This is a genomic window from Sanguibacter sp. 25GB23B1, from assembly GCF_040012415.1.
Lineage (GTDB): Bacteria > Actinomycetota > Actinomycetes > Actinomycetales > Cellulomonadaceae > Sanguibacter.
Window position 1 is genome coordinate 24,477 of the sequence record NZ_JBDYKL010000039.1, and the last position, 22,091, is coordinate 46,567.

19 protein-coding genes are annotated in these 22,091 nt (G+C 72.6%); 15 read left to right on the plus strand and 4 right to left on the minus strand.

Going from position 1 to position 22,091, the window contains the following annotated elements:
- Positions 1-14: 14 nt before the first annotated feature.
- From ABKW26_RS17440 to sigJ, 5 genes are all read left to right on the plus strand, one after another.
- Complete coding sequence (locus ABKW26_RS17440) at positions 15-1,004, plus strand: MoxR family ATPase (RefSeq protein WP_348595305.1); 990 nt, start codon at positions 15-17, stop codon at positions 1,002-1,004.
- Between the two features lies 1 nt (position 1,005).
- Entirely contained in the window at positions 1,006-2,244 is a 1,239-nt protein-coding gene (locus tag ABKW26_RS17445; protein WP_348595307.1) for a DUF58 domain-containing protein, read from the plus strand.
- Positions 2,241-4,592 carry a transglutaminase-like domain-containing protein gene (locus ABKW26_RS17450; protein WP_348595308.1) on the plus strand — a complete coding sequence of 784 codons (2,352 nt, stop codon included), beginning with the start codon at positions 2,241-2,243 and terminating at the stop codon, positions 4,590-4,592. Before ABKW26_RS17445 ends, ABKW26_RS17450 begins: the two co-directional genes overlap by 4 nt.
- 138 nt (positions 4,593-4,730) lie before the next feature.
- Complete coding sequence (locus ABKW26_RS17455) at positions 4,731-5,870, plus strand: FAD-dependent oxidoreductase (protein ID WP_348595309.1); 1,140 nt, start codon at positions 4,731-4,733, stop codon at positions 5,868-5,870.
- 5 nt (positions 5,871-5,875) lie between these two features.
- The gene (gene sigJ / locus ABKW26_RS17460; RefSeq protein WP_348595311.1) at positions 5,876-6,766 is read left to right on the plus strand and encodes an RNA polymerase sigma factor SigJ; all 891 of its coding nucleotides are present in this window, start codon (positions 5,876-5,878) and stop codon (positions 6,764-6,766) included.
- Between the two features lie 10 nt (positions 6,767-6,776).
- On the opposite strand, the gene ABKW26_RS17465 is transcribed toward sigJ, so the two are convergent.
- The 3 genes from ABKW26_RS17465 to ABKW26_RS17475 are packed head-to-tail and all read right to left on the minus strand — an operon-like array spanning position 6,777 to position 10,080.
- Positions 6,777-7,799: a hypothetical protein gene (locus ABKW26_RS17465; protein WP_348595312.1), complete on the minus strand. Its 1,023-nt coding sequence runs from the start codon at positions 7,797-7,799 to the stop codon at positions 6,777-6,779.
- Positions 7,796-8,995: a Gfo/Idh/MocA family oxidoreductase gene (locus ABKW26_RS17470; RefSeq protein WP_348595314.1), complete on the minus strand. Its 1,200-nt coding sequence runs from the start codon at positions 8,993-8,995 to the stop codon at positions 7,796-7,798. The genes ABKW26_RS17465 and ABKW26_RS17470 overlap by 4 nt, the downstream gene beginning before the upstream one ends.
- Positions 8,996-9,036: 41 nt before the next feature.
- Complete coding sequence (locus tag ABKW26_RS17475) at positions 9,037-10,080, minus strand: LacI family DNA-binding transcriptional regulator (RefSeq protein WP_348595316.1); 1,044 nt, start codon at positions 10,078-10,080, stop codon at positions 9,037-9,039.
- A gap of 230 nt (positions 10,081-10,310) precedes the next feature.
- On the opposite strand from ABKW26_RS17475, the gene ABKW26_RS17480 reads away from it, so the two are divergent.
- The 4 genes from ABKW26_RS17480 to ABKW26_RS17495 all read left to right on the plus strand — a co-directional run bounded on the left by ABKW26_RS17480 (position 10,311) and on the right by ABKW26_RS17495 (position 15,568).
- Positions 10,311-10,673 carry an L-rhamnose mutarotase gene (locus tag ABKW26_RS17480; RefSeq protein ID WP_348595318.1) on the plus strand — a complete coding sequence of 121 codons (363 nt, stop codon included), beginning with the start codon at positions 10,311-10,313 and terminating at the stop codon, positions 10,671-10,673.
- Positions 10,674-10,747: 74 nt separating this feature from the next.
- A complete protein-coding gene (rhaI, locus tag ABKW26_RS17485; protein WP_348595334.1) occupies positions 10,748-11,923 on the plus strand; it encodes an L-rhamnose isomerase in 1,176 nt (391 codons plus the stop codon).
- Positions 11,924-11,927: 4 nt separating this feature from the next.
- Complete coding sequence (locus ABKW26_RS17490) at positions 11,928-14,021, plus strand: bifunctional aldolase/short-chain dehydrogenase (protein ID WP_348595319.1); 2,094 nt, start codon at positions 11,928-11,930, stop codon at positions 14,019-14,021.
- Positions 14,018-15,568, plus strand: coding sequence for a rhamnulokinase family protein (locus ABKW26_RS17495; RefSeq protein WP_348595321.1), 1,551 nt, complete (start codon positions 14,018-14,020; stop codon positions 15,566-15,568). Before ABKW26_RS17490 ends, ABKW26_RS17495 begins: the two co-directional genes overlap by 4 nt.
- A 46-nt stretch (positions 15,569-15,614) precedes the next feature.
- Here the strand turns inward: ABKW26_RS17495 and ABKW26_RS17500 are convergent, their stop codons facing one another.
- Complete coding sequence (locus ABKW26_RS17500) at positions 15,615-16,325, minus strand: amino acid racemase (protein WP_348595322.1); 711 nt, start codon at positions 16,323-16,325, stop codon at positions 15,615-15,617.
- A 75-nt stretch (positions 16,326-16,400) separates the two neighbouring features.
- On the opposite strand from ABKW26_RS17500, the gene ABKW26_RS17505 reads away from it, so the two are divergent.
- From ABKW26_RS17505 to ABKW26_RS17530, 6 genes are all read left to right on the plus strand, one after another.
- Complete coding sequence (locus ABKW26_RS17505) at positions 16,401-17,339, plus strand: LysR family transcriptional regulator (RefSeq protein WP_348595324.1); 939 nt, start codon at positions 16,401-16,403, stop codon at positions 17,337-17,339.
- A gap of 9 nt (positions 17,340-17,348) precedes the next feature.
- Positions 17,349-18,074, plus strand: coding sequence for an AzlC family ABC transporter permease (locus ABKW26_RS17510; protein WP_348595326.1), 726 nt, complete (start codon positions 17,349-17,351; stop codon positions 18,072-18,074).
- Positions 18,067-18,408, plus strand: coding sequence for an AzlD domain-containing protein (locus tag ABKW26_RS17515; protein WP_348595327.1), 342 nt, complete (start codon positions 18,067-18,069; stop codon positions 18,406-18,408). Before ABKW26_RS17510 ends, ABKW26_RS17515 begins: the two co-directional genes overlap by 8 nt.
- Positions 18,405-19,547 carry a glycerate kinase gene (locus tag ABKW26_RS17520; protein ID WP_348595328.1) on the plus strand — a complete coding sequence of 381 codons (1,143 nt, stop codon included), beginning with the start codon at positions 18,405-18,407 and terminating at the stop codon, positions 19,545-19,547. The genes ABKW26_RS17515 and ABKW26_RS17520 overlap by 4 nt, the downstream gene beginning before the upstream one ends.
- 83 nt (positions 19,548-19,630) lie before the next feature.
- On the plus strand, positions 19,631-20,692 hold the full coding sequence (locus ABKW26_RS17525; protein WP_348595329.1) for a LacI family DNA-binding transcriptional regulator: 1,062 nt from the start codon (positions 19,631-19,633) through the stop codon (positions 20,690-20,692).
- 76 nt (positions 20,693-20,768) lie between these two features.
- Positions 20,769-22,052 carry an extracellular solute-binding protein gene (locus tag ABKW26_RS17530; RefSeq protein WP_348595331.1) on the plus strand — a complete coding sequence of 428 codons (1,284 nt, stop codon included), beginning with the start codon at positions 20,769-20,771 and terminating at the stop codon, positions 22,050-22,052.
- The last annotated feature ends 39 nt before the right edge of the window (positions 22,053-22,091 follow it).

The following is a 22,091-nucleotide window of genomic DNA, read 5'->3' on the forward strand; positions in this document are numbered from 1 at the left end:
AAGCAGTCCCACCCATGACGAACACCACGACCCAGCAACCGATGACCGGCGAGCAGTCCGCGTGGTTCGCGCAGACGTTCTCGGCGCTCGTCGACAACGTGGGCCAGGCCGTCCTGGGCAAGACGCACGTCGTGCGCCTCGCGTTCACCGCGATGATCGCCGAGGGGCACATCCTCCTCGAGGACGCGCCGGGGACCGGCAAGACGATGCTCGCCCGCGCGCTCGCGGCGACGATCGACGGGACGCACAACCGCATCCAGTTCACGCCCGACCTCCTGCCGTCGGACGTCACCGGTGTGACGATCTACGACCAGAAGAGCGGCGTCTTCGAGTTCCACAAGGGCCCGATCTTCTCCTCCGTCGTCCTGGCCGACGAGATCAACCGCGCCTCGCCGAAGACCCAGTCCGCGCTCCTCGAGGTCATGGAGGAGTCGCGGGTGACCGTCGACGGCGTGACCCACTCCGCCGGCCGCCCGTTCATGGTCATCGCGACGCAGAACCCCATCGAGCAGGCCGGCACCTACCGTCTGCCCGAGGCGCAGCTGGACCGCTTCCTCATCAAGACGTCGCTCGGCTACCCCGACCACGCGTCGACGCTCCAGATCCTCGCGGGCGCGGCAGAGCGCGACCGCACGACGAACCTCACGCACCTCGTCTCCTCCGCCGCGGTCGTCCAGATGTCCGAGCTCGCCGCGACCGTCTACGTCGACACGTCCATCAACGACTACGTCTCCCGCCTCGCCGAAGCGACCCGCCACGACGCCGAGACGCGCCTCGGCGTCAGCGTCCGCGGGTGCCTCGCGCTCGTGCGCTGCGCCAAGGTGTGGGCCGCGGCCCAGGGTCGCCCGTACGTCATCCCGGACGACATCAAGGACCTCGCCGTCTCCGTCCTCGCGCACCGCCTCATGCTCGACGTCGAGGCCGAGTTCGCCGGCGTCACGTCCGAGGAGGTCCTCGAGCGGATCCTCTCGACCATCACACCCCCGTCGGAGCGTGTCGGCTGACATGAGCCTGACCCAGGACGAGGTCCCGCAGGGACGGACGGCCCGGACGGTCGACGCCCTGCGCGTCACCGCCCGGCGCGTCCGCGCGCCCCTGCGGATCCTCGCCGGCCTCGGCTGGGCGGTCCTCCTGTGCACCGTCGCCGCCGTGCTCGTCGGGCGCCGGTACGGGTGGGCGGAGCTCGTCGTCGGCGGGTGCATCCTCGGGATCACCGTCGTCGTCGCGCTCCTCCTGACCGTCGGGCGCTCCCACTACGCGGTCGACCTCGACCTCGCCGACCGCGCCGTCACCGTCGGGGAACGAGCGATGGGCCGCATCGAGGTGCGCAACGCGGGCCGCCGCAGGCTGCTGCCCGCCCACATCGAGCTGCCCGTCGGGACGGGCGCCGCAGGCTTCGCACTCCCGAGCATGGCCGCCGGCGCCGTGCACGACGAGCTCTTCGCCATCCCGACAGCGCACCGCGCCGTCGTCGTCGTCGGCCCCGTGCGGTCCGTGCGCGCCGACCCCCTCGGCCTCGCACGCCGAGAGATGGCGTGGACCGAGCCCATCGAGCTCTACGTGCACCCGCTCACCGTGTCGCTCGCCGGCACCCGGGCCGGGCTCCTGCGCGACCTCGAAGGACAGGCCACGCGCGTCATCTCCGACAACGACATGTCGTTCCACGCCCTGCGCGAGTACATCCCGGGCGACGACCGGCGCAACATCCACTGGCGCACGAGCGCCCGCACCGGGACGCTCATGGTCCGCCAGTTCGAGGACACCCGCCGCACGCACACGGGGCTCGCGATCTCGACGGACCGACCGGACTATGCCAACGAGGCGGAGTTCGAGCTCGCCGTGAGCACGTTCGCGTCCATCGGCGTCCAGGTCATCCGCGACGACCTCGAGATCACGGCCCTGGCCGGTGCCGCCGAGCTGCGGTCGCAGTCCCCGCGCCGACTCCTCGACGACTGCTCGGGCATCGAGCTCTCCCCGCGGGCCGACGACGCCTGGGACCTCGCCCGCACCGTCGCCCGCAAGGTGCCGACCGCCTCGATGGCGCTCATGATCACCGGGTCCGTCCCCAGCCACGCCGCCCTCCGGGCCAGCGCCGTCCACATCCCGGCCGGTGTCCGCACGATCTTCGTCGCGTGCGAGCCCGGAGCCGAGGTGGGGCTGCGCAGCCAGGGCTCTCTCTCGGTCGCGTCGCTCGGCGAGATCGCCGACCTGCCCCGCCTCCTGCGACGGCTGGTCGGGCCATGACGACCACCTCCGGGTCCACCGTGACCCGCCCCGCCACCTCCGCCGTCCGACGCCCGCCCGTCCGCCTGCTCACGCCACCACGCCCCACGTCGCACAAGATCGTCGACGCCGTCGTGGTCGCCGTCGCCGTGCTCCTCGCGCTCGCACCTCTGCTCCCCGTCTTCGGTGTGGCTGCCGCCCTGCCGGCCGTCGTCGGGGGCGTCGTCATCGGGCTCGTCGTCGCGATCCTCGCGGCCGTGCGCTCGTGGCCCGTCATCACGACCATCGCCACCGTGTTCGTCGCCTACGCCGTGCTCGGCGGCGCCCTCGCCGCACCGTCGACCACCGTGGCGGGCGTCGTGCCGACCCTCGACACGCTCGTCGCGCTCGGCGAAGGAGCCGTGACCTCGTGGAAGCAGGTCATCACACTCGAGCCCCCGCTCGGGACAGCCGGCAACGTGCTCGTCGCACCGTTCGTCCTCGGGCTCGCCGGGACCGTGGCCGGTGGCGTCCTCGCCTCCGGCCGCCGCCACGGGGTGCGCATCGCGGCGGTCGCTGCGGTGCCGGTGGTCGTCCTCGTCCTGTCGATCCTCCTCGGCACCGTCGAGCGGATGCTCGCGACCGTCGTGGGCGCGACCATCGCGGTGGTGCTCCTCGTCTGGGCGGCATGGCGCGTCGGACAGTGGCGGCCGCGGCGCCGCGCGACCCTCGCGGTCATGGCCGCCGTCTCCATCGCCGGCGGTGTGCTCGTCGCACCCGTGGTGGCCGGGGACCAGCCGCGCTTCGTCCTGCGGTCCGTCATCGTGCCGCCGTTCGACCCCCGGGACCACACCAGCCCGCTGTCCGCCTACCGCACGTTCATGAAGGACCTCAAGGAGACCGACCTGCTCACGGTGAGCGGGCTGCCGGAGGGCAGCGTGGTCCGCCTCGCCACCATGGACAGCTTCGACGGCGTCGTGTGGAACGTCCTCGGCGACGGCGAGCCGGACGGCTCGGGCTCCTTCCGCAAGGTCGGTGACGAGATCCCGACGACGATCGACGGCGAGCGTGTCCAGGTCGAGGTGGAGAACCTCGGCCTCGACGGCGTCTGGATGCCCACCGTCGGCCAGACGACGGGTGTGGAGTTCGCGGGCAGCTCCGCGGACGACGCGGTCCGCAGCTTCCGCTTCAACGACGCGACCGGCACCGGTGTGCTCATGCAGGGCATCGACGAGGGACAGCGCTACACGCTCGACGCCGTGGTCCCGGCGATACCGACCGACGAGGACCTCGGGTCCGCGCCGCCCGCCGACGTGATCCTCCCCGAGCCCGTCGGCGTCCCCGACGTGGTCCTCAGCCGTGCCACGGAGGTCGGGCAGAACGCGACGACCGCCGCGCTCGTGTCCCGCGCCATCGAGTCCTACCTGCACGACACGGGCTTCTTCAGCCACGGCATCGAGGCATCGGGTGACTACCCGTCCTACTCCGGGCACGGCGCCGCGCGCATCACGCAGCTCCTCGGCGACCCGGTCATGGTCGGTGACGCCGAGCAGTACGCGTCCGCCATGGCGCTCATGGTGAGCCAGCAGGGCCTGCCCGCCCGGGTGGTCATGGGCTTCGTGCCGACCGAGGAGCAGGCCGGCGACGCCGAGATCACCTTCACCGGCGACAACATGCAGGCCTGGGTCGAGGTCGCCTACGAGGGCTTCGGGTGGGTGCCGTACTTCCCGACCCCGCCGACGTCGCAGACTCCGCAGGAGAACGACGACCCCATCGAGAAGGAACCGCAGCCGCAGGTCGTCCAGCCGCCGCCACCGCCGGCCGACCCCGTGGTACCGCCGACCGAGGACGACGAGGAGCCGAACGTCGACTCCAACCTCGAGACGGACGAGGAGGGTGTGGACGTGCTGCGCGTCGTCGCGATCACCGCGGCGATCGCGGTCCCGCTGCTCCTCCTGCTCCTTCCGCCGCTCCTCGTCATCGCAGCGAAGGAGCGTCGCAGGCGACGCCGACAGCGCGATGAGGACCCGGTCGCACGCATCAGCGGCGGCTGGGACGAGGTCCTCGACACCGCGCTCGACCACGGCACAGCGGCACCGGCGGACGCCACCCGCCGCGAGACGGCCCGAGCCCTGATCTCGGTCTATCCGAGCGTGCGCGCCTCGACGCTGGCCGAGGAGGCGGACGCTGCCGTGTTCGCGGGTGGTCGACCTACCGATGCGCAGGTCGAGCAGTACTGGCAGGCGGTGACGGAGTCCGTGGCGGAGATCCGTTCCGGCGGCACCGCGTGGACGCGCGCGCGAGGCAGGCTGTCGCGCGCCTCGCTCAGGGCGCGCAGGCCGTCGCGCAGGCCGTCACGCGGGCTACGCCGGGTTGCGTCCGGCCGCTGAGGCGCACATGACCCGCTGACCCGGGCTCTCGGGCGGGAGCCGCACGAGAGGGCGGATCGCCTCCACAGCGAGCGGGGTGTCACAGACGTCCCGTGGGCGGTGTCTAGATGGTGTCAAGACACCTCTGGAGAGTGGAGCATGATGCCTGAACCGGTGCACGTCGTCGTCGTGGGTGGCGGTTACGCGGGAGTGATGGCGGCCAACCGCCTCGCCGGGAACGAGGCCTCGCCTCCTGTGGAGGTCACTCTCGTGGACCCGGGTGAGCAGTTCTCCGAGCGGATCAGGCTGCACGAGGTCGCGGCCGGGACGCGAGGCTCGGCGGGTGTCGACTGGTCCGAGGTGGTGCACCCGACGGTGCGGCACCTGCGTGCCCGGGCCGTGAGCGTCGACAGCGAGAACCGGGTGGTCGTCCTGGAGCACCACGAACCGGTCCGCTTCGACTGGCTCGTGCTCGCGGTGGGCAGCGGCGAGCAGACGACGCCCCTGCTGTCGGTGACCAACCGCGCGGCCGCGCAGGCCACGCGCGAGACGATCAGCGGGCTCCCGCCCGGGTCCACCGTGACGGTCGCGGGAGCGGGACCGACGGGTGTAGAGCTGGCCTGCGCCGTGGCGGCCTCTCGACCGGACCTGGCGGTCACCGTCGTGGCTCCCGGCCGGTCGGCTCGTCCGCTGACCGGGCGACCGGCCGTGGCCCGTCGCCTGCGGGGCCTCGGCATACGGGTCGAGGACGGGACCGTGGACCCGGTCACGGGGGCCGTCACCGTCGTCGGCGGCTCGCGCCCACCCGCGCAGGCGACCGTCTGGACGGTGGGGTTGTCGGTCCCGTCGCTCGCCGCTGACAGCGGCCTGCCCGTGACTGCGGACGGTCGGCTGCTCGTGGACGGGACGCTGACGGTGCCCGGGCACGAGCGCATCCTGGGCGCCGGGGACGCCGTGGCCGTGACGACTCACGCCGGGTCGCACCTGCGGGCCTCCTGCGCCTCGGCGCTCCCGCTCGGGGCGCACGCAGCCGGGACCGTGCTCGCCCGCCTGGCCGGCGACGAACCGGCGACGATCGACATCGGCTACGTCGTCCGGTGCGTGGACCTGGCGGCCGGGCACGGCCACGTGCAGGCCGTCCGTCCGGACGACGCCGCCCGCCCGTGGGCGCTGACCGGCCGAGCCGGAGGCTGGTTCAAGGAGAAGGTCTGCCGGATGACGGTGGCATGGCTGGCCGACGAGGCGCGCAGGCCGGGCTCCTACACGTGGCCGCCGGGACCGTCCGTGCCCGTAGGGTGACCGCCGTGGACACCGTGCAGGAGAAGACCATGACGGAGAAGGCCGAGCTGTTCGCCGCTCACCGGTGGACGGCCTTCGCGATCGCCTACGAGATCCTCGGCACCCGGGCCGACGCCGAGGACGTCGTCCAGGAGGTCTACCTGCGGTGGGCGGACGTCGAGCTGTCAGCGGTGCGACACCCGCGGGCGTACCTCGCCACGATGGCCACGCGCACGGCGCTCAACGCGGTGCGCACCGTCAGCCGACGCCGGGAGGACTACCCAGGTCCCTGGTTGCCCGAACCGTTGGTGGCCGACCGGGAGAGCCCGGAGCAGCAGGTCCTCGCCCGGGAGGACATCGGCTACGCGCTGTCCGTGGTGCTCCAGCAGGCGACCCCGGAGCAGCGGGCGGTGTTCATGCTCCACGAGGTCTTCGGCCTGCCCTACCCGGTGGTCGCCGACGCCCTGGGCAAGACCCAGGCGGCCGTCCGCCAGATCGCCCGCCGAGCCCGCACCCGCCTGACGGCACCGGGGCGCAGCCCGGTCGCCACCCAGGTCGGGGAGGAGGTGCTCGAGGCTTTCCTGGCCGCGGTGGTCACCGGGGACCTCCAGGCGCTCATGGACGTGCTCGCACCTGACGCGGTGCTGCTCTCCGACGGTGGCGGGAAGGTCGTCGCCGCCCGCAGACCGATCGTCGGGGCGGAGGGCGTGGCGGCGTTCGTGCTGAGCATCGCGCGCGCGCCGCTGCCGCAGGTGCGGGTAGAGATCGGGACGCTCAGCGGCGGTCCGGGCGCGCTCGTCCACGTCGGCGAGCGGCTGGACGTCACCCTCGCCCTGGCGGTGGACGACGAGCGCAGGATCACCGGTGTCTACCTCGTGCGCAACCCCGACAAGCTCGTCCAGCCGGCGGCTGGATAACCGACGGAGCTCAGCTGCGCGGGCCGAGCCGGGGCGTCGTCGGCTCGTCGCGGTCGCAGGTCAGCCGTCCGTCGACGACGCGGAGCGTCGCCACCTGGACGGACGTGCGGCGCTCGCCGTAGCCGACCGGGTCCCGCAGCTCGCCGTGACGCTCAGGGTGCGTGAAGTAGAAGACGTACGCGACCGCACCCGGGTCGTCGGCGCCCGCGGGCACGTCGACCGACACCGACCCGGGCACGACGACGTCGGCGTGCAGCCCGATCGTCGCGTCGTCCGGGCGCGACCCGGGGGAGTCGAGGACGAGGCCCTGCGCCTCCCAGGACTCGAGGTCGTCCGACCGGTAGACGCGCTGCCCCTGCCACTCGTCGACGATCATCCAGAAGTGGCCGCCGAGCCGGAAGACGTTGGGGCCCTCGTGCGGACGCCCCGTGATGACGGGCCCGACCGGCGTCCAGGTGTACAGGTCGTCGGAGTCGGCGGCGTAGGTGTGGGACCCGGCGTCCTCGTCCTTGAACCACATGCGGTACCGCGCCCGCCGGGTGCCGTCCGGTGCGACCGGACCGGTCGAGGCGGCGAGCGGGAAGACGCACGCGTCGATGACCTTGTGCGAGCCGAGGTCGAGCCGCGAGCGCCGCGTCCACGTGAGGAGGTCGGGGCTCGTCCAGTGCTCGATCTCGCGCTCGTGCCCCGCCCACTGCGTCGGGATGCCCTGGATGTACGAGACGTACATGTGGTACTCGCCCTCGGCCCAGACGATCTCGGGCGCCCAGAACGTGTTGCGCCCCCACTCGACGTCGAGACCCTCGACGATCCCTCGGTACACCCAGGTGGCCCCGTCGTCCCGCGAGCTCGCGACGCCGATGTCGGTGCCGTGCACCCAGCCCACGCCGGGCCCCTCGGTCGTCGCGCGACGGTTGGTGTAGAACATCCACCACTCCCCGAGGTCGCGGTTGTAGACGACGACCGGGTCCGCCGCGCCGTCGTGGACCGGGTCGCGGAACACCGGGGCAGGGCTCACGGGTGCGGTCGTCACGCGGGCGCCCCGGCGACGAGCCCGAGCTCGACGCGCGGGTCGCGCACCGTGCTCTCCAGCCCCGTGGACAGCAGCCCGGTCTCGCGCAGCTCGGTCGCGGTGACCCGGCGGCCCCCCGCGTCGGCGGACGCGTAGATCGCGGTGACGATCTCCAAGGGGCGCCGGGCGAAGGTCGCGACGTCGGGCAACGGCGTCCCCTCGCGCAGCGCGCGGTACGTCTCGCGCACGAGCGGCACGTGGCCGCTCGGCTCGTCGTGCTCAGGGAAGGCCCACGACGCAGCCTCGTCGGGGTCGACCGTTGGAGCAGGCGTGACCCGCCAGCTCGCCACGGAGTGGCCGTAGAGGTGCTCGACCTCGATCGTCGCGCGCTCGCAGTCGACCCGCACGTGGCTGGTCTCCCGAGGGCACAGCGTCGAGGACGTGGCCGTCGCGACGACGCCGTTGGCGAAGAGGATGGTCGCGGTGGACGCGTCCTCCATCTCGGTGTCGCGTGCCAGGCGCCACGTCTGCGCGCTGATCTCCTGCCAGTCGCCGAGGAGGTGAGCGAGCAGGTCCATCTGGTGGATCCCGTGCCCGAGGGTGGTCCCGCCGCCCTCGCCGGTCCAGCTCCCGCGCCAGTCGACGGCGTAGTAGTCGTCGCCCCGGAACCAGAGGGTCTCGCACTGCGCGAGCAGCGGGCGCCCGAGGCGGCCCGAGCGCAGGAGGTCGCGCACGTGCGCGGCTGCCGTGCCCGTGCGCTGCTGGAAGATGATGCCGAACGCGAGGCCGGCGTCGTCGCAGGCGCTCTGCATGTCGTCGAGCTCGGCGAGGGAGAGGGCCGGAGGCTTCTCGCACACGACGTGGACTCCCGCCGCGACGGCCTGGAGCGTCTGCTCGCGGTGGAGGTCGGGCGGGGTGCACAGGTGCACCACGTCGACGGTCTCGGCGGCGAGGAGGTCGGCGAGGTCGGCGTAGCGGCCTGCGACGTCGTACGTCTCGGCGAAGGCCTCGCGTCGCTCGGGGTTGCGGTTGGCGCAGGCGACGAGCTCGGCGAGGGGGTCGAGGGCGATCGCCTGGGCGTGCAGGTGGGCGACGGCTCCGGTCCCGATGATCGCCGCGCGGATCGGGCGCTCGCTCCCGATCGCGGGCCAGGCCGCGACGAGGGGGCTCGTCGCGGTGGCGGGGGTGGGCGTGGCAGGGCGTGCAGAGTCAGACATCGTCGTGTGCTCCGGGGGTCGGGGACTGCGGGTCGGGTGCTTCAGGTCGTGCTGGACGACGCTCGGACGACGAGCTCGGGCTGGAACTGGACCTGCTCGTGGCGGAACCGGTCGCCCTGCCCGTGCTGGGCGAGGAGGAGCTCCGCGGCGCGGTAGCCGAGCTGGTGGGTGGGCTGACGGACGGAGGTGAGGGGGATCGCGAGCTCGCCGGCGAAGTTCACGTCGTCGTACCCCACGACCGCAAGCTCCCCGGGGATGTCGATGTGCTCCTTGCGCAGGGTGCGCTGGACGCCGAGCGCGACGAGGTCGTTGACGCAGAACACGGCCGTGGGACGGTCGAGGCCCGCGGTCGTCGTCGCGAGGATCTGGCGCATGGCCGCCTCGCCGCCGTCGGCGTTGAGGGACGGCGCGGTGATCTCGAGGAGGTGGGTCGACGGGTCGAGACCTGCCGACTCGAGGGCGCGCACCATGCCGGCGTGACGGTCGCGGCACTGGCGGATGCTGTGCGGGCCGTTGATGAAGGCGATGCGGGTGTGGCCCTGCGCGACGAGGTGGTTCCCGGCGAGCTGCCCGCCGGCGACGTCGTTGACGGCGGCGGAGGAGATGTCGGGGACGGGCGAGGTGGCGTCGAGGAGCACGACGTTCACGCCGCGGGCACGGAGCTCGAGCAGCGGTTCGATGTCGTCGCTCGACGGGACGACGAGGACGCCGTGCACGCCGTGCTCCTCGAAGAGCTTGAGGTAGCGGGCCTCGCGCTCGGGGTCCTCGTCGGAGCTCGCGAGCATGAGCGTGAAGTCGTCCTCGGCGAGGCGGTCCTCGATGCCGCGGGCGACCTCGGTGAAGAACGGGTTGCCGATGTCGAGGACGATCGCGCCGACGGTGGTGATGGTGCCGGCGCGGAGCTGGCGGGCGGAGCCGTTGGGGACGAACTGGAGGCGGGCGATCGCGTCCTCGACCCGCTCGCGCGTCGAGGGTGACACGCGGTCGGGGCGGTTGAGCACGTTGGACACCGTGCCGACGGAGACGCCTGCGAGCCGTGCGACGTCGCTGATGGAGCTCCGTTTGCGCGTGGTGGTCGTCGACACGGGTGTGACCTTTCGATGGAGGTGCACCGAGGCGCGCCATTGAGCCCCGGAGCGTCTCGATCGTAGCCGCGCTTGACCGTTCCTGTGAGGGGACGTAGCGTCTCGCACAGCGGAATGAACCGATTCACCCCTGAATCTATCGCACCCGCGAGCCGAGACGTGGACGACACCGCTGTCGTTCCCCGACCGGCGTGGGTCCGCCGGGGCCCGGGTGCCCGGAGGAGCTTCTCGTGGCACGTGTCTGCTTCGTCTCTCAGGTCCGACCCGATCGGCTGGAGGAGTACCGCGCGCGTCACGCAGCGGTGTGGCCCGAGATGCTGGAGGCCCTGCGGGACTCCGGCTGGACGGACTACCACCTCTTCCTCTCGGCGTCGGGTCAGCTCGTCGGTTTCGTCGAGACCGACGACTACGCGGCTGCGCAGGAGGCGATGGCGCGGACCGGCGTGAATGCTCGGTGGCAGGCCGAGATGGCGGAGTTCTTCGTCGCGGACGACGGGACGGCCCCGGACGAGGGGATGGTCCGCCTGGAGGAGGTCTTCCACCTCGAGGCGCAGCTCGCCGCAGCCGGTCTCCCGACGAGCGCGGGGGGCTGACGGGAGTCGCTTGACGGTGGGCCAGGCGCTCAGTACAGTCCTTTGAAACGATTCACAACGAGGTGGAGAGCATGATGGCAGCACACGAGCTGAGCCCCGCGGCGCGCGCGGCGCTCCTGTCCCAGACGATCGAGCTGCCCTCGTGGGCATTCGGCAACTCGGGCACCCGGTTCAAGGTCTTCGCCCAGCAGGGCGTGCCGCGCGACCCGTTCGAGAAGATCTCGGACGCCGCGCAGGTCCACCGGTTCACCGGCGCCGCCCCGCGCGTGTCGCTCCACATCCCGTGGGACCTCGTCGACGACTTCGGCGCACTGGCAGCGCACGCTGCCGACGAAGGCGTGGCCATCGGTGCCATCAACTCGAACCTCTTCCAGGACGACGAGTACATGCTCGGATCCCTGACGCACCCCGACGCCGCCGTGCGCAAGCGTGCGGTCGAGCACCACATGCGCTGCATCGACGTCATGCGGGCCACCGGCTCGACGGACCTCAAGCTGTGGCTGCCCGACGGTCTGAACTACCCCGGCCAGGACAACCTGCGGGCGCGCCAGGACCGTCTCGCGGACGGGCTGGCGGAGATCTACGCGGCGCTCGACCCGGAGCACCGCCTCGTCGTCGAGTACAAGTTCTTCGAGCCCGCGTTCTACTCGATGGACATCCCCGACTGGGGGACCGCGCTGCTGCACTGCCTCGCGCTCGGCGAGCGGGCCGTCGTGGTCCTCGACACCGGCCACCACGCGCCGGGCACGAACATCGAGTTCATCGTCGCGCAGCTCCTGCGCCAGGGCCGCCTCGGCGCGTTCGACTTCAACTCGCGGTTCTACGCCGACGACGACCTCATGGTCGGTGCGGCGGACCCGTTCCAGCTCTTCCGGATCATGCACGAGATCGTCTCGGGCGGCGCGCTCGCCCCGGACTCCGGCGTGAACTTCATGCTCGACCAGTGCCACAACATCGAGCCGAAGATCCCCGCGCAGATCCGGTCGGTCATGAACGTCCAGGAGGCCACCGCGAAAGCGCTGCTCGTCGACACCGAGGTGCTCGACGCCGCGCAGCAGTCCGGTGACGTGCTCGGCGCGAACGCGGCACTCATGGACGCGTACAACACGGACGTCCGCGGTCTCCTCGCCGAGCTCCGCGAGTCGCAGGGCCTCGCACCCGACCCGATCGCGGCCTACGCCGCCTCGGGGTACTTCGAGACGATCTCCGCCGCCCGCGTGGGCGGCGCTCAAGCCGGATGGGGAGCCTGACCCGATGAGCACGGACCAGACGAGCACGGACCAGACCAGCACCGGCACGACGACTCCCGCCGCGGCCCTCGTCGCGCGCTCCAACCGCCTCGGCGCGGACCCACGGACGACGAACTACGCGGGCGGCAACACGTCCGCCAAGGGCACGGAGACCGACCCGGTGACGGGAGAGCCCGTCGAGCTGCTGTGGGTCAAGGGCTCCGGCGGCGACCTCGGGACGCTCACGGAGAAGAACCTCGCGGTGCTCCGCCTCGACCGCCTCCGCGCGCTGACCGGCGTCTACCCGGGTGTCGACCGCGAGGACGAGATGGTCGCGGCGTTCGACTTCTGCCTGCACGGCAAGGGCGGTGCGGCGCCGTCGATCGACACGGCGATGCACGGCCTCGTCGACGCGCCGCACGTGGACCACCTGCACCCGGACTCGGGTATCGCGATCGCGACGTCGGTCGACGGGGAGGCGCTCACGGCGGAGTGCTTCGGGGACCGTGTCGTCTGGGTGCCGTGGCGTCGGCCCGGCTTCCAGCTCGGACTCGACATCGCGGCGGTCAAGGAGGCGAACCCGCAGGCGATCGGCTGCATCCTCGGTGGCCACGGCATCACTGCCTGGGGCGCCACGAGCGACGAGGCCGAGGCCCGCAGCCTCGAGATCGTCGCGGCCGCCGAGGCGTTCATCGAGGCGCGCACGAGCACTCTCGCCGACGAGGGCACGCACCCGTTCGGCGCGCCCGTCGCGGGTGCCGAGGCGCTGCCCGTCACCGAGCGCCGTGCGAAGGCCGCGCGGCTCGCACCCGTGGTCCGAGGGATCGCGTCGACCGACGCCCCGCAGGTGGGCCACTTCACCGACTCCGACGTGGTCCTCGACTTCCTCGCCCGCGAACGGCTCGCCCCGCTGGCGGAGCTCGGCACGAGCTGCCCCGACCACTTCCTGCGGACGAAGATCAAGCCGCTCGTCGTCGACCTGCCGGCGTCGGCCTCGGTCGAGGAGGTCACGGCTCGTCTCGCCGAGCTGCACGAGGCCTACCGCGCCGACTACGCGGCGTACTACGACCGCCACGCCGACGCGTCGTCGCCCGCGATGCGCGGCGCAGACCCGGCCATCGTCCTCGTACCGGGCGTCGGCATGTTCTCCTTCGGCAAGAACAAGCAGACGGCACGGGTGGCGGGGGAGTTCTACGTCAACGCGATCAACGTCATGCGCGGTGCCGAGGCCATCTCGACCTACGCGCCCATCGACGAGTCGGAGAAGTTCCGCATCGAGTACTGGGCGCTCGAGGAGGCCAAGCTCCAGCGCATGCCTGCCCCGAAGCCGCTCGCCACGCGCGTCGCGCTCGTCACGGGCGCCGGCTCCGGCATCGGCCGGGCCATCGCCGAGCGGCTCGCGGCCGAGGGCGCCTGCGTGGTCATCGCCGATCTCAACATCGAGGGCGCGCAGGCCGTCGCCGACGAGCTCGGCGGGTCCGACGTCGCCGTCGCCGTCCGCGCCGACGTCACGAGCGAGGAGGACGTCGTCGCCCTCGTCGACGCTGCCGCCCTCGCGTTCGGGGGAGTGGACCTCGTCGTGAACAACGCCGGGCTGTCCATCTCCAAGCCGCTCCTCGAGACCACGGCGGCCGACTGGGACCTCCAGCACGACGTCATGGCCAAGGGGTCGTTCCTCGTCGCCCGCGAGGCGGCACGCGCGATGATCGCCCAGAAGATGGGCGGCGACGTCGTCTACATCGCGTCGAAGAACTCGCTCTTCGCCGGCCCCAACAACATCGCGTACTCCGCGACGAAAGCCGACCAGGCCCACCAGGTCCGCCTCCTCGCGGCCGAGCTCGGTGAGCACGGCATCCGGGTCAACGGCGTCAACCCCGACGGGGTCGTCCGCGGCTCGGGGATCTTCGCCGGCGGCTGGGGCGCCAAGCGCGCCGCGGTCTACGGCGTCGCCGAGGAAGACCTCGGCCAGTACTACGCCCAGCGGACGCTGCTCAAGCGCGAGGTGCTCCCCGAGCACGTCGCCGCCGCGGTGTACGCGCTCACCGGACCGGACCTCTCCCAGACCACCGGGCTGCACGTGCCCGTGGACTCGGGGGTCGCCGCCGCGTTCCTGCGATGAACGACCGGGCGAGCGCCGTCGCGGCGGGGACGCCGGCGTTCGTCGCCGTCGACCTCGGTGCGTCGAGCGGCCGGGTCATCGTCGGTCGCGTCCTCGACGTGGCCTCCGGCGAGCCTCGGGTCGAGCTGCACGAGGTGAACCGCTTCCCCAACGGCCCCGTCGAGGTCGGAGGCACGCTCCGCTGGGACGTGCTGCGCCTGCACCAAGGGGTGCTCGACGGCCTGCGCGCCGCCGGGCGGGAGTGCCACGCGCGGGGCGACGTCGTCCACGGCGTAGGCATCGACTCGTGGGCGGTCGACCACGGCCTGCTCGACGCGGACGGTGAGCTCCTCGGCAACCCCGTCCACTACCGGGACGGCCGCACCGCCGGAGTGCCGGAGCGCGTGTTCGCGCGCGTCAGTGCCGCCGACCACTACGCGGTGAACGGCCTCCAGACGCAGCCCTTCAACACCGAGTTCCAGCTCGTCGCGGCGGGCGGTTCCGCGCAGCTCGCGGCCGCCCGGCAGATGCTCCTCGTCCCCGACCTCCTCGGGTACTGGCTCACGGGCGCGGCCGTCGCCGAGGTGACGAACGCGAGCACCACGGGTCTGCTCGACGTCCGTGCGCGGCAGTGGTCCACCCACCTGCTCGCGCGCCTCGCCGTGCACTTCGACGACGTGGCCCACCTCCTGCCGAGGCTCGTCGAGCCGGGCACGGTCGTCGCGCCGCTGAGCGACGACGTGGCGCGGACCGCCGGGATCGCCGGCCCCGTCCCGCTCGTCGCGGTCGGCTCGCACGACACGGCGTCGGCGGTCGTCGCGGTCCCTGCGACGACCGAGAGCTTCGCGTACGTCTCGTGCGGCACGTGGTCCCTCGTCGGTCTCGAGCTCGACGCCCCTGTGCTCTCCGAGGCGAGCCGCGAGGCGAACTTCACCAACGAGCTCGGCGTCGACGGGACAGTCCGCTACCTGCGCAACGTCATGGGCCTGTGGCTCCTCCAGGAGTCGCTGCGCACGTGGAACGATGCCGGCCTGCCCGCAGACCTGCCGGACCTCCTCGCCGCCGCCGCGCGGGTTCCCGCGCTCACGACCGTCATCGACGTCGACTCGCCCGAGCTCCTCGCGCCCGGGGACATGCCCGCGCGCATCGCGGCGGGTGCTGTGCGGACGGGGCAGACGCCGCCGCAGTCGCAGGCCGAGACGGTGCGCTGCATCCTCGACTCGCTCGCGCTCGCCTACCGCCGGGCCGTCCGCCTCGCGAGCGCGCTCGCAGACCGCGAGGTCGACGTGGTCCACGTGGTCGGCGGGGGAGTGCGCAACGAGCTCCTGTGCCAGCTCACCGCCGACGCGACCGGTCTGCCGGTCGTCGCCGGGCCGGTCGAGGGGGCGGCGCTCGGCAACGTCCTCGTCCAGGCGCGCGCCGTCGGTGTGCTCGGCGGGACGCTCGCCGACCTGCGCGCCGTGGGTGCGCGCGGGGTCGAGCTCACGCGCTACACGCCGGGCGGCTCGCGAGGCTCGGGTGTCTCCGAGGAGCACTGGGCGGCCGCGGAGGAGCGGCTGCGGCGCTGAGGTGGCTCCGTGCTGAGCGGTTCAGGCGTTCACGCGTCGACGAGGGTCAGGCGCTGACGGTGGTCCCCGCGAGCGCCGCCTCGACGGCTGCCAGGGCGTGCACGTGCGCCGAGTCGATGAGCGGCAGCGCGGTGTCCGTGGGGCGCACGAGCAGCCCGATCTCGGTGCAGCCGAGCACCACGGCCTGCGCACCGCGGGCAGCGAGCCGGTCGATGACGCCGACGTAGTCGTCGCGGGACTCGGGTCGGAGGATGCTCGCCGTGAGCTCCTCGAAGACGACCCGGTCGACGAGGTCGCGGTCCTCGGCCTCCGGGACGAGGACCTCGATGCCCCACCGCTCCCGCAGCCGGTCCCGGTAGAACGGTTCTTCCATGACCTGGCGCGCGCCGAGGAGTCCGAGCCGGTCGACGCCCATCTCCTGCGCTCGGGCGCCGACGGCGTCGGCGATGTGGAGGAGCGGCACCGTCGTCGCCGCCTCGATCGCGGGGGCGACCTTGTGCATGAGGTTCGTGCACAGGACGATCGTGTCCGCCCCGGCGGCCTCGAGCCGCTGGGCCGCCTCCGCGAGCATCGCGCCCGCCTCGTCCCACGCCTCGCGGACCTGGAGCGCGCGCACCGCAGCGAAGTCGAGGGAGACCATGACGACCTGGGCGCAGCTGTGCCCGGCGAGCCGTGCCCGGACCTCCTCGTTGAGCACGCGGTAGTAGGTCGCGGAGGAGTCCCAGCTCATGCCGCCCAGCAGTCCGATGGTTCGCATGCGTCCATCGTCGTCCGGACGCCCGGGGCGCGGAAGACCGACCTCGTAGGCACAGATCCAAGTCATACTTGGGTCATGGACGCCAAACGACTCCTCATCTTTGGGGCGGTCGCCCGGACCGGCTCGCTCGCCGCCGCGGCCCGTGAGCTCGGGTGGACCCAGCCCGCCGTCAGCCAGCACGTCCGTGCGCTCGAGCGCGAGTTGCGCGTCCCGCTCGTCGTGCGCGGTGCTCGCGGGATCGTCGTCACCGAGGCCGGCGCGGTCCTCCTCGGGCACGCCGACGCTCTCGCGGCTCGCCTGCGGGCCGCCGACGCCGAGATGGCCGCTCTCGCGGACAGCACCGCCGGGAGCGTGCGCCTCGCGACCTTCCCGACCGCCGGCGCCACCCTCGTCCCGGCGGCCCTCCAGGTCATGGACGAACGGACGCCCGGCCTCGAGGTGCGCCTCGTCGACGCCGAGCCGCCCCAGGCGCTCGAGCTCCTCGAGCGCGGCGACGTCGACGCCGCGCTCGTCTTCCGGTACGACGACGAGCCCGAGCCGGGCGGTCGCTCCCTCGTGCACCACGCGCTGGGTGACGACGTCCTGCGCCTCGTCCTGCCCGCCGCGCACCCGCTCGCAGGCCGACCGGACCTCCGTCTGGAGGACGTCGCCCACGAGCGGTGGGTCGGCGGCTGCGTCCAGTGCTCCGAGCACCTGCTGCGAGCGTGCGCACGCGCCGGGTTCGTGCCGGACGTCCGGCACAGCACGGACGACTACGTCATCGTCCAGTCCCTCGTCGCGCAAGGGCTCGCGGTCGCGCTCCTGCCGGAGCTCGCGCTGCTGAGCGTCCGCAACCCGGGCGTCGCCGTCGCCGAGGCCACCGGTGCCGGGACGCGACGGCTCTTTCTCGTCCACCACGCGGACGCGGCCGGGATCCCCGCCCTGCGCGCGCTGCTCTCCGGGCTCACCGCGACGCTCCCGGCGCCGGCGACCTCCCGGCTGGACGGGTGCCCGTCGCGCGTCGGCTCCAGGTAGCGTGACGACGTGCCCGACCGCTCCTCGCCCCGCCCTCTCGCAGCTGCCCTCACCGACACGGTCTCGGTCGGTGTCGCCCTCGTCCCGCTCGGTGTGGCGTTCGGCCTGCTCGTCGTCGAGGCCGGCCTCTCGTGGTGGTGGGCACCGCTCTTCTCGGTGTTCATCTACGCGGGGTCGCTCGAGTTCCTCGCGATCGGCCTCGTCGTGGCGGCGACCCCGCTCGCCAGCATCGCCCTCGCGACCCTGCTCGTGAACTTCCGGCACGTGTTCTACGCCCTGTCGTTCCCGCTGTACGCCGTCCGCGGCCGGGCTGCACGGACGTACAGCATGTACGCGCTCACCGACGAGGCCTACGCGCTCGCCCACCACATCCCCGAGGCCGAGCGGACCACGGCCCGGGTCGTGTGGATGCAGGTGCTGTGCCAGTCCTACTGGGTGCTCGGGGGCATCGCCGGCGCGCTGCTCGGCGAGGTGCTGCCCGAGGTCCCGCGCGGCATGTGGTTCGCGCTCACGGCACTGTTCACTGTCCTCGCGCTCGACGCGTACCGGCACAGCCGCGACGTGCCGTCGCCGGTGCTCGCGCTCGGTTCGGCGCTCGTCGCGCTCCTCGTCGCCCCCGGGGAGATGCTCGTCGTCGCGATGCTGCTCTTCCTCACCGCGCTCACCGTGCGGTTCGCCCTGCGCCGTCGTCCCGACGGGCGCGGACCGGACGCGGAGGAGGCTGCCCGTGCCTAGCGACGCCTACGTCCTCGCGGCGCTCACGACGATCCTCGCCGTGACCTTCGCCCTGCGTGCGCTGCCGTTCGCAGTGCTCGAACCGTTGCGAGGCTCGGCCTTCATGGGTTTCCTCAGCCGGTACATGCCGGTGGGGATCATGACGATCCTCGTCGTCTACACGCTCAAGGACGTCTCGCTCGGCACCGGGTGGCACGGTCTGCCCGAGGCGATCGCCCTCGGGGTGACCGTCGGGCTCCACGTGTGGCGGCACAACGCGCTGCTGTCCATCCTCGGCGGGACGGCCGCCTACGTGCTGCTCGTCAACACCGTCCTCGCGAGCGCGGTCGCATGAAGATCGTCCTCGCCCCCGACTCGTTCAAGGAGTCCATGACCGCGCGCGAGGCCGCGGCGGCGATGGAGCGCGGCGTCCGCGCGGTGCTTCCCGACGCGCAGTGCGTCGTGCTCCCGATGGCGGACGGCGGCGAGGGGACCGTGGACGCCCTCCTGGGCGCGCTCGGCGGGGAGCTCGTCACCGTCCGGGTGACAGGGCCGCTGGGCGCACCCGTCGACGCCGCCTACGGCTGGGTCGCGGACGAGCGGCTCGCGATCGTCGAGGTCGCTGCTGCTGTCGGTATCGCCCTGGTGCCCGCGGACGCGAGAGACCCGTGGCGCGCGGGCTCGGCCGGCGTGGGCGAGATCGTGCGCGACGCGCTCGACCGGGGAGCCCGACGTCTCGTCGTCGGGCTCGGCGGGACCGTGACCAACGACGGCGGTGCCGGGATGCTCCAGGCCCTCGGCCTCCGGCTGCTCGACGGCGACGGCGTGGACCTGCCTGCCGGGCCCGGTGCCCTCGAGCGTCTCGTCCGCATCGATGCGAGCGGGCTCGACCCTCGACTCGCGCGCACAGACGTGCAGCTCGCGAGCGACGTGACGAACACCCTCCTCGGCCCGGACGGAGCGTCCGTGGTCTTCGGGCCGCAGAAGGGCGCGTCGCCCCGGCTCGTCGAGCGGCTCGACGCGGCCCTGACGGTCCTCGGTGAGCACCTCGGTGCGCTCGCGGGGCGCGACGTCACGCGCGTCCCCGGCTCGGGCGCCGCGGGTGGTCTCGGGGCGGCGTTCCTCGCGGTGTGCGAGGCGCAGGTCCGCAGCGGCATCGAGGTCGTCAAGGCTGCTGCGCACCTCGGTGACGCGCTGGCGGGCGCGGACCTCGTGCTCACCGGGGAGGGGAGCGTCGATGCGCAGACCGCCCAGGGCAAGGCGCCGTTCGGTGTCGCACGAGCCGCACAGCGCGCAGGGGTGCCGGTGATCGTCTTCGCGGGACGTGTCGAGGGCGGAGCCGCGGTGCTCTACGAGCACGGCGTCCACGCCGTCGTCCCGATCACCCAGGGTCCCTGCGACCTCGCCACCGCCCTCCGCGAGGGGGCCGCGAACCTCGAGGCCGCCGTCGCGACGACCTGCAGGGTCCTGCTCCTCGAGCTCGCGCAGCACTGACGATTGACACGTCGGGACGTGAGGTGCATTCTTTAGTCAATCGGTTTACTACCGGTCGGTCGACTGCTCAACGAGGAGCACAGATGGCACGGATCAAGATCGCTGACGTCGCGCGCGAGGCGCTCGTGTCGGCGACGACCGTCTCGCTCATCCTCAACGGGCGCAACACCGACCGCTTCCCCGAGAGCACACGTCTGCGGGTGCACCGCGTCGCGCAGGAGCTCGGATACGAGCCGAACGTCCTCGCCCGTGGGCTGCGCACGCAGCGGACGCACACGATCGGTCTGATCTCCGACCGCATCGCCACCACCCCCTACGCGGTCCGGATGGTCGAGGCGGCCCAGGACGTGGCACGCGAGCACGGTCGGCTCCTCTTCCTGGTCAACACCGGCGGTGACGCCGAGGTCGAGCGGGACGCGGTCCGGGCGCTGCTCGCGCAGCAGGTCGACGGCCTGGTGTACGCCTGCATGTGGCACCGGCCCGTCGACCCGCCCGAGGGACTGCCGACCGGCACGGTGTTCCTCGACTGCTTCCCCCGCGAGGGGGGCTTCCCGTCCGTCGTGCCGGACGACCGCGAAGGCGCGCGCACCGCCGTGGACCTCCTCGTCCGGACCGGCCACCGGCGCATCGCGTTCGTCGACATCGGCGAGGAACCTGTGCCGCTCGCGTCGGGCCTCCGCCACGCGGGCTACCTCGAGGTCCTGCGCACCGCGGGCATCACCCCGGACCCGGCATGGCACGTGCACGCGAAGGCCGCGACGGCTGCCGACGCCCGCGTCGCCGTCGACAGCCTGCTCGCGCTGCCGGCACACCGGCGACCGACCGCGCTGTTCTGCTTCAACGACCGGATCGCCGCCGGCGCCTACGCCTCCGCCCGCCACCACGGCGTGCGCATCCCCCAGGACCTGTCGGTCGTCGGCTACGACGACCAGCAGCTCATAGCCACCGAGCTCGACCCACCGCTCACCACGGTGGCCCTCCCTCACTACGAGATGGGTCGCTGGGCGACGGAGGTCCTCCTCGGCGTGAGAACCCCACCCGACACGGGGGAGGGCATCCTGCGGATGCCCTGCCCCCTCGTCGAGCGGGAATCAGTGTGCCCGCCGTCGGCCTCGCCTGGACAGCCGGCCGACGACGGGCAGTGAACACCCCGTGGTCTCCGGACGGGAGACCACAGAGCACGAGGTCGGACCTGACATCCGACCTCCGAGAGGAACACCGATGAAGCGCACGTCCCTCACGGCGATCTTAGCGATCAGCGCCGTCTCTGCCACGACCCTCACCGCCTGCGGGCAGGCAGGACAGGGCGGTGGAGACACCGACGGCCCTGCCCAGGTCACGCTCTGGACCCACTCGGCCGGCAACCCGGCCGAGCTCGGCGTCTACGAGCAGATCATCGAGGACTTCAACGCCTCGCAGGACGACTACGAGGTCGTCCAGGAGTCCTTCCCCCAGGCGGCCTACAACGACGCGATCGTCGCCGCCGCAGCGTCGGACGACCTGCCGTGCCTCCTCGACATGGACGGGCCGATCGTGCCCAACTGGGCCTGGGCGGGGTACGTGCAGCCGCTCGGGATCTCCACCGAGATCACGGACAGCCTGCTGCCCACCGCGGTCGGCACCTGGGACGGGGAGGTCTACTCGGCCGGGTACTGGGACGCCGCGCTCTCCCTGTTCGCGCGCCAGTCCGTGCTCGAGGCCAACGCCATCCGCATCCCCACGGTCGAGGACCCCTGGACCATCGACGAGTTCGACGCCGCGCTGGTCATCCTCCAGGCGGCAGGCTACGAGACCCCGCTCGACATCGGCGCCGAGGACACCGGGGAGTGGTGGCCGTACGCCTACTCGCCGATGTTGCAGAGCGCGGGCGGCGACCTCGTCGACCGGGACACGATGACCACCGCCGAGGGAGCGCTCAACGGTCCCGAGGCCGTCGAGTTCTTCACCTGGTTCCAGAGCGCGTTCGACCGTGGTCTGACGAGCAACGGCGGGACGATCGGCAACCAGGAGTTCAACGACGACGAGGTCGCCATCAGCTACACGGGCGTCTGGAACGCGATGGACTCCCTCGACGCCGTCGGTGACGACCTGCTCATCCTCCCGCCGCCGGACTTCGGCAACGGCCCGAAGATCGGTGGAGGCTCCTGGCAGTGGGGGATCTCGACGAGCTGCAACCAGGTGGAGGGCGCCCGCGCCTACCTGGAGTTCAGCTTCGACACCGAGTACATCACGGCCTTCAGCGACCAGCAGGTCGTCATCCCGGCGACCGCTGAGGCTGAGGCCGCGTCGGCGAACTTCGCCGAGGGCGCGCCGCTGCGCCCGTTCGTCGACCTCACGGACCTCGCCGTCATCCGGCCGCCGACGCCGGCCTACGCCGTGATGTCCAGCACCTTCGAACGAGCCGCGAAGGACATCATGTCCGGTGCGGACATCCAGTCGACCCTGGACCAGGCGGTCGCCGACATCGACGCGGACATCGCAGCCAACGACGGCTACGGCTCCTGAGCCCTCGTCCAGAGCAGGGGGGGGGGGGGGGGGGGGGGG